Here is a 9,956-nt window from a genome sequence, read left to right on the forward strand (position 1 = left end):
CGGACGCGCGTCGTGCGCCCTGCGGTGGGCGGCCAACCACAGGCAGATGGTGTGGGCGATGGACTCGGGAACATCCAAAGTGGCAGGATAGGACAGCACGCGGGGACCCCCTGGTAGCGGATTCATTGGTCAGAACACACTATCCCGGGCGGCCCCCGCGCGCACCACCCCCGCCCCCGCCCAATCCCCCCCGCGCCACTGCGCCGATCCCGGCCAGTCCAGGGGCCCTCCTGGTGAGAAAGGCTCACTGCAATCCTCCAATGTCATTCGCGTACGAGCGGAAGCACAGAAGACGGAATATTCCCGGTTTCCAGGAACGACTTGACGGCGGCAAGGGCCTTCTCGCGAGGAATCACCAGATTCGCGGGAACCTCGGACCACGAGCCGAAGTAGTCATAATGCACATATTCGCAACTGTCGTCACTAAAATCGGCCGGCCACGAGAGCCCTCCGGAATCCCCCATTGCCACCGTGCACCCGCCACCCTCGAAGCGAATGAAAATACATGTGCCGTTTTCACCGTCAGAGAGTTCAATGGCAGGGGCTCCTCGCCCGGAAGAGCCTGTCTCGGTGCGCTGAACGAGTTCGAGGAAGGCGTGCCAATCGGAGACGGTCTCCTCCGCCAGAACGTCTTTCGTTTCATCCCAGTACTGCGCGATCATCTCTTCGTCTCCGTTCAATCCCTTCGATAGCGGCGGTGCGGGTTCGGGGCCTCTCACCGAGGCGGGGGCCAGTGGGGAGATCGTCGGTCGACCCGCGGACCGCGGCGCCCGGCCCCGGGCGCTGCCGGCACCGACCAGAATCGCGGGCGGTCTACGGGCATCCTTCGGAGTCGAATCCCTCGACCATGCCGGGGATGGAGTCGCCGTCGCCGTACAGCTCGGTGAGAGTCGGCCCGAGCCAGGTGTGGAACCGGTCGAGTGTCACCCGGTCCTCGCCTCTGAACCAGCACGGCGCCTCGGTCACAGCGCCCCACATGTAGGCCACTATGGCGTAGAACTCCCCCCTGTTGGCGAGGAGCTCGTCCACGGGCGCATCCATGAACATCCTCATGAGCCTGACCGACTCGATATAGGCGTCCTCCAACCAGGGGGACTTGAGGGACTCGCTCACCTCCCAGTGGGGGCGGGCACCACTCGGCACGGCTTCATCCATCTACTGGCACCCCTCGACGTGGACCTCGAATCCCTCGACCCAGTCCTCGTCGAAATCCGGGTCGTCGGGATACATGTCCTTGAGGGTCGTCCGGACCCAGGTGTGGAATCTCCGCCACGCCTCCAGATCCTCGCCCTTGAAATAGCACGGGCCGTCGGTGACGACGACATACATCCAGAACAGGGTATTGAAGAACTCCCCCGCGTGAGCGCGAATCTCACGGGGATCCTCGTCCACGAACACCCTCATGAGCCTGGCCGTCTCCGCCTTGGCCTCCAGTAGCCACGGAAACTCCAGGTACTGACTCACTCCCCAGTGGGAATTAGGTCCACCCGCCGACAGCATAACCATGACACACCTCCATCCATCCCGGGTTCGCACCCGAAGAGTCTTCTCGTCCCGACCCTATTTTGCCCCCCGGGGCGAACCCGCATATTTTACTGCTTGTAGGGCGAGTTGTCCAACGGCAGGTGCCGCGTCAGGCGGGCGTGCCGATTCCATGTCCCGTCCCGACGGTAAAACTCATATCTAAATTTCTCCGCGGGACTGACCCGCAATTGCGGGTCGACCGGGAACGGAAGTCGCAGAGAAGTACATCGGATTCCTCCACGAGTCGGACGGGAGCGTGGATCTCATGCGCCTGGATGGGGGCAACACCGAGAACATCGTGAAGGCCCTGATCAAGTTGACGCTGGAGTACCCCGGCAAGAAGATCGTCGTGGTGTGGGACAACGCGAGCTATCACAGTTCCAAGGAGTTGAACATGAAGTTGGAAGAGATCGAGAACCTCAAGAGGATCCAGTTCACCTATCTGCCGCCGTACAGTCCCGACAAGAATCCCATCGAGCACGTCTGGAATGAGGCCAAGAACTCTATCAGCAACCTCCAGCGCGCCGACTTCGAGGATACCCGCGACGCATTCGAGACATTCATCAGGGCGACGAAATTCAAGTATAGGCTCGCGAAATCATCTTGTTGATTACTGGCCGCGGAAGGTTAGTAGTCGTAGAATTCTAACCGAAAGTTCATTACCCAGTCCTCGATGGACTCGGCATCGTAACCGAAGGACGAAAGGGTCTCTTCGAGCCAGTCGCGGAACTCGCCGAGCACGGCCTCCGGAGCGCCCTCGAACTGAGTCGACGACTCGAAAATCGCAATGCACATCTCGTTAAGGACCTTGTAGAACTCCGTCTGATGCTCGCGGACAGTCCGGCTGTCGGTGGACATGAGGATCTTCATGAGCATGACGGTCCCACCAGCCTCGAGCATCCACGGGGCGTCGAGGATCGCCTCCGCCTTCTCGAACGGCGACAGTTCACGGGAGGCCTGCACAGAATGCTCCTTCCTCCTGCTTGTAGGGCGAGTTATCCAGCGGCAGATGACGCGTGGACGGAGCACCCGGACTCCAGTCTCGTCTGTGTGATAGAAATCGGGCTTAACCCGCCCCAATGTGTTGGGCGCAGCGGGCCTGTTAATGCTCATGGTCGGGTTGTTGTGAGCGTACTGGTGAAGTTTGGCGATTATATCAGGTCCGTGGCCCCATGCAATCTCTCCGCCGAGGTCGTACTTGAATCCTCCGTCGACGAATCTGTTCGGGTTGGTCGGTGGCGCCTACTGGTTGGTGAGCCCGTTCTGGGTGGCGAGTCGGTTGACGTCGTCGTAGTTGATCCTCCCCTTGCTGCTGACGAGTTCGGAGAAGCGCGTAGGCGTCCTGGGCTTACCGGTTTCGGTGTCAACCCACCCGCTGGCCGCATCGTCCCAGGTGCATCCGTTGTGGACGAGGGCCCAGGAAGGTTATTCAGGGGGCGGTCTTGAAGGAATATAGTGCGAGTGCTGCGGTGATGGTCTGCTCGAATGTTTCCAGGGGTCTCCTGTAGGGTGTGTGGAGGATTCTCCAGGACTTGATGTGGGCGATGGTGCGCTCGACGACTTGGCGGATCCGGTTGACGCTCCTGTTCTCCTCCTTCGCCTTTTCGTCGAGTTCGCCGTTGGGGGGCTTCTTATGGGGCGTGATCATTCCCCTTCCCACGTACCCCTTGTCGCCGATCCACCCGGAGGGATCCATTCCCTCCAGCAATCCGGAGGCGTCCAGGGCGGCCACGTCGTGCATGGACCCCGGATAAGGATCGGAGGCCCACATGAACTCTCCGTTGAGCCGGACCAGGATCTGGACGTTCATCCCCGCGCTCCCGTGCTTGACCGACCACAGATCGCGGCGCTTGCGCCAGTCCGGGCAGGGGAGGAGGGTGCCGTCCACCACGTAGTCGCAGTCCCGGGGCACCTCCTCCGCGGTGAGCAGCAGGACCACCAGGGTCCAGGAGAGCGCCTCCGTGAGCGCCTTGATGGCCCGCGAGATCGTGGGCTGCGACACGCCCAGGATCTCTCCGATCACCGCCTGCACGATGTTCTGACGCAGGTACATCAAAGTCGCCCGCAAAGACCCGGACAGGCCCAGGATCGGCGGATAACCCTCGACCCCCTCCTCGCGCAGCCAGGCGAGCAGCCCGTCGAACTCATCATCGGTCAGACCTGTGGTACACTCCATCATGATGGCCCACTCCTTCCGGAGTCATGGGGGGTTTTCTTCTACACCCATGATACCCCACGGGGGCGGGCCATCATCATATCACCTCCCGGAAATGACCCAGGACACACCCAGAATAACCTTCCTGATATGGTCTTGAATGGTGTATTCCATATGAGAAAATCGATAGGTTCAATGAACTCACATTGAGACGGACATGGATTCCCGATCCGCGGGCAAAATTGGAGTGGGGATGGACGCTTTCGGAACTAGGATACTACGATGAGCGATGATCGAGTGGAGTGCGGTCCGGTGGAGTGGGCGGTGGTGACGAGGTACCTGGTGCCCGCGGGGTTGTTCGTGCGCCTGGAGGAGTCGGGCGAGGAGGCGTTCATGGACTTCACCGCCGTCCACATCCACCCGCTGTGCCGCAATCCCGAGTACTGGCCGGACGTGGGTGAGCGTATCCGGGTGTGCAGGCTGCTTGTGTCGGGCCTGAATGAGATCCGTGTGGTGCGGTGGGAGAGCGAACTGGAGGGGCTCGTGGATGGGTTCCCGACGCGGGACCCGTCAGTGCCGCCGGGTCTGGGGCCGATCGAGCGGGCGGTGGTGGTTGAGCACCGTGATGAGGATCTGCTGGTGCGTCTGGTGGAGTCCGGGCGAGTGTGCACCCTGCCGGCGATCTTCCTGTCCCATCGGCGGGCCGAGTGCGCCAAGGAGAACTGGCCGGGGATGGGTGAGCGGGTGCGGGTGCGCAGGCTGGGTGTGTGGCCCGACGGCGAGGTGCGCGTCAGCTGCACCATGCTTACGGACAGACCGGTTGCTTTCGTCGTGCCGTCTGCTTTCTTCGCATGCCGGGATAATCGGGCGTCCAAGTCGACGGTAGCCTATACGCGGGCCCTGCCGGAGGCGGTGGTGGGCCGGGTGCGGGCGGTGGGAGACGCCGTCTCGGCGCGGGACTGGGACCGGGCCGAAGAGCTCACCAGCGGCAACCGCCTGGACTGGGAGGAGGTCGATGACTTCATGACCACCTACGGGTGGCCGCCGTTCACGCCCCTGCCCGGCGGCTTCGAGAAGGACATGTACGCCGCGCCTCTTCAGGGCGGCGGGAACTGGGTCGATTGCCTGCTGTGGACCGAGACGGAGCGGCCCAGCGACGTCGAGATCTCCCTCAAAATCACCCCCGCCCCCGATAACCCCGACCGCCTGGACGCGAGCCTGGTGCGCATGCGCGCCATCGGCTTCCGCTACCCCAGACGCCACGACCAGCGCCCCAGACCCCAAGGACCAGGATGGGCCGTTTCGCCATAGCACGATGACAGAAGTGGACTAAGAGGCGTCCCCGACGAATGAATCGTTCCGGGTTTGGTGGAGGTGGTGATGACAGAGAGGATCACTGCCATGGGATTTGAGGAAGTACTCATTGGAGCTGTGCGGGTGGGCGACTCGGATGATGCTGGAGGCGAGGGCCGACTCGGACCAGCCTGGGGGTGGTGCGTCGGATCGCCGAAGGAAGGGCGGACCCCGTCGACGGTGCGGGCCACCACCAACCGGAGCGCACCGCCCGTGGGCCCGCCCGGCTCGCCGCCGCCCATCCCTTGTACGCCCGGGGCAGGGGCACTCGGGGCGATCGGAGGAGTCCGCCGCCCGCGTGATCTGCGTCCGGCCCGCCGGGCGCGCCCGGACGGTGCACAACATCGAGGTCGATACCACCCACGCCTACTACGTCGCCACCACCGCTGGCACCTGGACCCTCGTCCACAACGGATGCACCTGGGACGATGCGGCCGGCGGGTGGGTTGACACCGAAACCGGTAAGCCCAGGACGCCTACGCGCTTCTCCGAACTCGTCAGCAGCAAGGGGAGGATCAACTATGACGACGTCGACCGACTCGCCACCGAGAACGGTCTGACGAACCGGTTCCTGCCGCCCCAGAACCTGGATCCGAACTCGCAGCGGTTCCTCGACGGAGGATTCAAGTACGACCTCGGCGGGGAGGTTGCGTGGGGTCACGGACCCGACATTGCTACCGATCCTTCCCAGTACGCGCACAACAACCCAACTACGAGCATTTCCAGGCCCATGACCCCCAGCAGCACCGGAGCAAAACGGTATGAGTACTACCATACGGATGGGACGTGGAGCCGCGGCGCTCAATCGAGGCGCCACCTGCCGTTGGACAACTCGCCCTACAAGCAGTAGAATGCCTGGGTTCGCCCCGGGAGTGAAATATAATCGGGATGAGAAACTCTTCGGGCACGAACCCGGGATGGATGGAGGTAGGTCATGTGCTTACTGTCGGTGAGTGGTCCTGACTCCCACTGGGGGGTGAGTCAGTACCTGGAGTACCCGTGGCTGCTGGAGGCCAAGGCGGAGACGGCCAGGCTCATGAGGGTGTTCATGGATATGGATCCCCGTGAGATCCTCGAAAACGCGGACGAGTTCTTCACCGTCCTGGAGTGCATGTACGTCGTCGTCACCGACGGCCCGTGCTATTTCAAGGGCGAGGATTTAGAGACATGGCGGAGATTCCACGCATGGATCCGGACGACTCTCAAGGACATGTACCCCGACGACCCGGATTTCGACGAGGACTGGGTCGAGGGATTCGAGGTCCACGTCGAGGGATGCCAGTAGATGGATGAAGCCGTGTCGAGTGGTGCTCGCCCCCACTGGGAGGTGAGCGAGTCCCTCAAATCCCCCTGGCTGGAGGACGCCTATATCGAAATCGAATGGGCCTCAGTAATCCGACATATGTCGGGTCCGGGTTTGTTCGTGCGTCTGGAGGAGTCGGGTGAGGAGGCGTTCATGGATATGGTTTCCGTGGATGATCACTCGGTGTGCTGCAATCCCGAGTACTGGCCGGACGTGGGTGAGCGTATCCGGGTGCGCAGGCTGCTTGTGCCGGGCCTGAATGAGATTCGTGTGACGCGGCGGGAGAGCGCGCTGGAGGGGCTCGTGCGCGGGTTTCCGACGCGTTGCTTTGCGATGCCGCCGGGTTTGGGGCCGATCGAGCGGGCGGTGGTGGTTGAGCACCGTGATGGGGGTCTGCTGGTGCGTCTGGTGGAGTCCGGGCGGGTGTGCGTGCTGCCGGCGGCCTTCGTGTTTCGTCGGCGGGCCGAGTGCGTCAAGGAGCGTTGGCCCGCGGTGGGCGAGCGGGTGCGGGTGCGGCGCCTGGGGGTGTGGCCGGGCGGCGAGGTGCGCGTCAGTTGCACCATGTTCACTCACAGGCCGGTGACCCACTCTCCGCCGCCGGGGTTCTTCTCGTGCCGGGATAATCGGGCCTCCGAGGCGGTGATGGCCTATACGCGCACTCTGCCAGCGGCGGTGGTGGGCCGGGTGCGGGCGGTGGGGGACGCCGTCTCGGCGCATGACTGGGAGCGGGCGGCCGAGCTGACCTCGCACAACCGCCTGGGCTGGGAGGATGTCGACGACTTCATGACCACCTACGGGTGGCCGCCGTTCACGCCCCTGCCCGAGGGCTTCGAGAAGGACATGTACGCCGCGCCACTTCGGGGCGGCGGGAACTGGATCGATTGCCTGCTGTGGACCGAGGCCGAGCGGCCCAGCGACGTCGAGATCTCCCTCAAAATCACCCCCGCACCCGACGACCCCGACCGCCTGGACGCGAGCCTGGTGCGCATGCGCGCCATCGGCTTCCGCCACCCCGGACGCCACGACCAGCGCCCCAGACCCCAAGGACCAGGATGGACCCCGCCGTCATAGCACGATGACATAAGCGGAGTGAGAGGCGTCCCCGACGAACGAGATGCGGCGGGGCCGTGGCCGAGGGCGTGGGCGGCACGGCCCTGGCCCGGGGCATGGGCTGCCTGGGGCGCTCCACCCTCGTGGGCGGGGTCTCGGGCACCGTCGCGGGCGGCTTCGGCGGCGCCGCCGGCTACCTCACGGGACCCGGCCCGCACACGGTGGGCGGGTTCCTGGGGGCCACCGGCGGGGGCGCCGTCTTCGGCGGCTTCACCGGCGCGGGCGCCGGCGCGCTGTCGTCGGTCACGAACGTCTCCCGGTTCGGGTGCTTCCCGGCCGGCACCCGGGTGCTCATGGCCGACGGGACCGCCAGGCCCATCGAGGAGGTGGAGGCCGGGGACCGGGTCGCCTCGGCGGATCCGGACACCGGCCGCCCGGCCACCGCGACGGTCACCGCCACGTTCACCCACCGGGACGTGGACACCCTGCGGATCACCACCGATCGCGGCGAGCTGGTCGCCACCGCCGCCCACCCCCTGTACGCCCGGGGCAGGGACGCCCATCACCCCCTCACATCACGCAGACACGGCCCACCCCCTGTACGCCCGGGGCAGGGTTTAGCATTGAACAGGAAATAGTAAACGCAGGAGCCCACCCCCTGTACGCCCGGGGCAGGGACTTGGTCAGCACCGAGTGGACGGCGTCGACACGCCCACCCCCTGTACGCCCGGGGCAGGGCCGTGCTGCATCCTGCTCCAGGCCTCTTGCATGGCCCACCCCCTGTACGCCCGGGGCAGGGGCTTCGTCCCCGCCGGGGACCTGAGGCCCGGCGATGTTCTGCGCGACGCCGACGGGCCCGCCGCCCGCGTGATCCGCGTCCGGCCCGCCGGGCGCGCCCGGACGGTGCACAACATCGAGGTCGACACCACCCACGCCCACTGCGTCGCCACCACCACCGGCACCTGGAAGCTTATTCAGCGGGCGCCTGCGTGCATTTCCGGGAAACGATATTATGATGGCCCGCTCCCATGAGGTACAATGGTTTACGAAGACAATATCCACGACCTCATGAGGAACGGACCATCGCCATAGTATACCACGGGACTGCCCACACCCAAGTTCGCCGATCTGCTCATCCGCCTGCGCGAGGAGGGCGTCGAGGGGTATCCGCCGAGCATGGGGCTGAGAGACTCCCTGCGGGCGGCGCTGATCCGCATGCGTCACAACATTCCGCAGGCGGTGATCGGCGAGCAGCCGGGTGTGTCCCAGCCCACTATCTCGCGGGCCATCAAGGCCATGACCGACGCGATCACCCGGGCCCTGAAGGACGTGCTGCTCACCGCCCAGGAGGTGCCCGAGGGCTGCGACTACGTGCTCGACGGCACCCTCTTCCCCTGCTGGAGCCGGCGGAATCACCGCGAATTGTGGTCGCGGTGAGCACAGGACGACCGGCATGAGCGCCCGGATCCTGGTCCTGCCCGACGGCGGGCTCGTGCGGGCCTCGGACCCCTACCCCGGGTCCATGCACGACGCGGCCGCCCTGGACGCCTCCGGACTGCTCGACGGAATCGACCCCTCCGGATGGATCGCCGACAAGGGATACATCGGCAAAGGAATGATCACCCCGCACAAGAAGCCCCCCAACGGCGAACTGAGCGAAGCCGCCAAAGAGGCCAACAAGAGCATCAACCGGATCCGCCGGGCCGAAAGAGCGCACCATCGCCCACATCAAGTCCTGGAGAATCCTCCACACCGACTACCGCCGCCCCCTGCACACATTCGAACAGACCATCACCGCCGCACTCGCACTCTACGTCTTCAAAAACACCCTCTGAATAAGCTTCCATATGCTGTGACCCTTCAACGGGTTATAGTGTTCGAGGTGTACATGGGGAACCCAAGGCTTATGGCCTCCGGCGAGCGAAAAGGGGGGTCTATGCGGAATCCTCGGGCTCCGTCCGCACTCCTGAACACCCACTGCTCCGCGTCCCTTGTTCTGTATCTCTCCCCGAGCCACTATTCCCCCGCCTCGAGGGCCTCGCTCTGAGTCAAGCCATACCGACTGGTGAACGATTTGCTCCTGCTCTCCGCCGTCTCCCGAATCACCTCCTGAACCCTGTCCACACCGGAGGATGCGCGTTGTTGGAGTTGTCGTGCGAGTTCGGAGCATTCGTTGTGGACGGCGATGAAGGTGGTGCCGGCGCGCACGTAGTAGGCCTGGAGGCCGTCGACCTCAAAACTGTACACCCGTTGGGTGCGGCCGGTGGGGGCGGTGGCTGTGACCGTGCGCGCCAGGGCCTCCCCGGTGACCGGGTCGCAGGCGGCGACCCGATCACCGGCCGCCGCCAAACCCGTCCTGTGGGAGTCCCTCCAGGAGGCGAACTCGGCGTCGGTTAGCGGGTGGCGCCTCGAGGGGTCGCTCATCCCCACCGGGTTGTTGCCCGCCCAGGAGTACGCGCCGTCGACGGCTGTCAGTTCGCCCAGCGCATCGGTCAGCAGCGACACGCGCCGCTTCTCCAGCGCGCCGTCAATGCTCACCGACTCCAGTCTCGCCAGCGCACCCCAGGCGAA

General features: G+C 64.7%; 13 protein-coding genes, 1 pseudogene and 1 CRISPR repeat array. Of the genes and pseudogenes, 8 read left to right on the forward strand and 6 right to left on the reverse strand.

Going from position 1 to position 9,956, the window contains the following annotated elements; all coding sequences use genetic code 11:
• Positions 1-263: 263 nt before the first annotated feature.
• The 3 genes from G446_RS19535 to G446_RS0112920 all read right to left on the reverse strand — a co-directional run bounded on the left by G446_RS19535 (position 264) and on the right by G446_RS0112920 (position 1,464).
• Positions 264-662, reverse strand: a complete 399-nt coding sequence (locus G446_RS19535; protein ID WP_084779249.1) for an Imm1 family immunity protein — start codon at positions 660-662, stop codon at positions 264-266.
• Positions 663-813: 151 nt separating this feature from the next.
• Entirely contained in the window at positions 814-1,143 is a 330-nt protein-coding gene (locus G446_RS0112915) for a hypothetical protein (RefSeq protein WP_156916676.1), read from the reverse strand.
• A gap of 12 nt (positions 1,144-1,155) precedes the next feature.
• A complete protein-coding gene (locus G446_RS0112920) occupies positions 1,156-1,464 on the reverse strand; it encodes a hypothetical protein (RefSeq protein ID WP_026410450.1) in 309 nt (102 codons plus the stop codon).
• A gap of 325 nt (positions 1,465-1,789) precedes the next feature.
• Between G446_RS0112920 and G446_RS21375 the strand changes: the two genes are divergently transcribed.
• Positions 1,790-2,134, forward strand: coding sequence for a transposase (locus tag G446_RS21375; protein ID WP_051286006.1), 345 nt, complete (start codon positions 1,790-1,792; stop codon positions 2,132-2,134).
• Positions 2,135-2,151: 17 nt separating this feature from the next.
• On the opposite strand, the gene G446_RS0112930 is transcribed toward G446_RS21375, so the two are convergent.
• Positions 2,152-2,487, reverse strand: a complete 336-nt coding sequence (locus tag G446_RS0112930) for a hypothetical protein (protein ID WP_026410451.1) — start codon at positions 2,485-2,487, stop codon at positions 2,152-2,154.
• A gap of 466 nt (positions 2,488-2,953) precedes the next feature.
• Positions 2,954-3,703: a transposase family protein gene (locus tag G446_RS0112935; protein WP_245574711.1), complete on the reverse strand. Its 750-nt coding sequence runs from the start codon at positions 3,701-3,703 to the stop codon at positions 2,954-2,956.
• Positions 3,704-3,961: 258 nt separating this feature from the next.
• Between G446_RS0112935 and G446_RS0112940 the strand changes: the two genes are divergently transcribed.
• From G446_RS0112940 to G446_RS21585, 7 genes and pseudogenes are all read left to right on the forward strand, one after another.
• Entirely contained in the window at positions 3,962-4,990 is a 1,029-nt protein-coding gene (locus G446_RS0112940; RefSeq protein ID WP_026410453.1) for a hypothetical protein, read from the forward strand.
• A gap of 340 nt (positions 4,991-5,330) precedes the next feature.
• Positions 5,331-5,882, forward strand: coding sequence for a hypothetical protein (locus G446_RS0112945; protein ID WP_026410454.1), 552 nt, complete (start codon positions 5,331-5,333; stop codon positions 5,880-5,882).
• Between the two features lie 126 nt (positions 5,883-6,008).
• Positions 6,009-6,317, forward strand: coding sequence for a hypothetical protein (locus G446_RS0112950; RefSeq protein WP_156916678.1), 309 nt, complete (start codon positions 6,009-6,011; stop codon positions 6,315-6,317).
• Positions 6,318-7,406, forward strand: a complete 1,089-nt coding sequence (locus G446_RS0112955; RefSeq protein WP_026410456.1) for a hypothetical protein — start codon at positions 6,318-6,320, stop codon at positions 7,404-7,406.
• Positions 7,407-7,738: 332 nt separating this feature from the next.
• Positions 7,739-7,897: pseudogene (locus tag G446_RS21580) on the forward strand (hypothetical protein); the annotation flags it as partial.
• A 15-nt stretch (positions 7,898-7,912) separates the two neighbouring features.
• Positions 7,913-8,184: direct repeats of the CRISPR family, unit length 28 nt; unit sequence GCCCACCCCCTGTACGCCCGGGGCAGGG.
• A gap of 377 nt (positions 8,185-8,561) precedes the next feature.
• Positions 8,562-8,822, forward strand: a complete 261-nt coding sequence (locus G446_RS21140; RefSeq protein WP_245574712.1) for a transposase family protein — start codon at positions 8,562-8,564, stop codon at positions 8,820-8,822.
• A complete protein-coding gene (locus tag G446_RS21585; protein WP_425393889.1) occupies positions 8,797-9,432 on the forward strand; it encodes a transposase family protein in 636 nt (211 codons plus the stop codon). The genes G446_RS21140 and G446_RS21585 overlap by 26 nt, the downstream gene beginning before the upstream one ends.
• Here the strand turns inward: G446_RS21585 and G446_RS0112975 are convergent.
• Positions 9,402-9,956, reverse strand: a 555-nt coding sequence (locus tag G446_RS0112975) for a hypothetical protein (RefSeq protein WP_026410458.1), incomplete at its 5' end; no start/stop codon positions are given. The two genes, G446_RS21585 and G446_RS0112975, sit on opposite strands and share 31 nt — an antisense overlap.

This window comes from Actinomyces dentalis DSM 19115, assembly GCF_000429225.1.
Taxonomy (GTDB): Bacteria; Actinomycetota; Actinomycetes; order Actinomycetales; family Actinomycetaceae; genus Actinomyces; species Actinomyces dentalis.

What these genes read in the sequence shown, in the direction of transcription:
- G446_RS19535 (WP_084779249.1), bottom strand. Translation starts at nt 662, where the DNA reads ATGATCGCGCAGTACTGGGATGAAACGAAAGACGTTCTGGCGGAGGAG.
- G446_RS21375 (WP_051286006.1), top strand. Translation starts at nt 1,790, where the DNA reads ATGCGCCTGGATGGGGGCAACACCGAGAACATCGTGAAGGCCCTGATC.
- G446_RS0112935 (WP_245574711.1), bottom strand. Translation starts at nt 3,703, where the DNA reads ATGATGGAGTGTACCACAGGTCTGACCGATGATGAGTTCGACGGGCTG.
- G446_RS0112940 (WP_026410453.1), top strand. Translation starts at nt 3,962, where the DNA reads ATGAGCGATGATCGAGTGGAGTGCGGTCCGGTGGAGTGGGCGGTGGTG.
- G446_RS0112955 (WP_026410456.1), top strand. Translation starts at nt 6,318, where the DNA reads ATGGATGAAGCCGTGTCGAGTGGTGCTCGCCCCCACTGGGAGGTGAGC.
- G446_RS21140 (WP_245574712.1), top strand. Translation starts at nt 8,562, where the DNA reads ATGGGGCTGAGAGACTCCCTGCGGGCGGCGCTGATCCGCATGCGTCAC.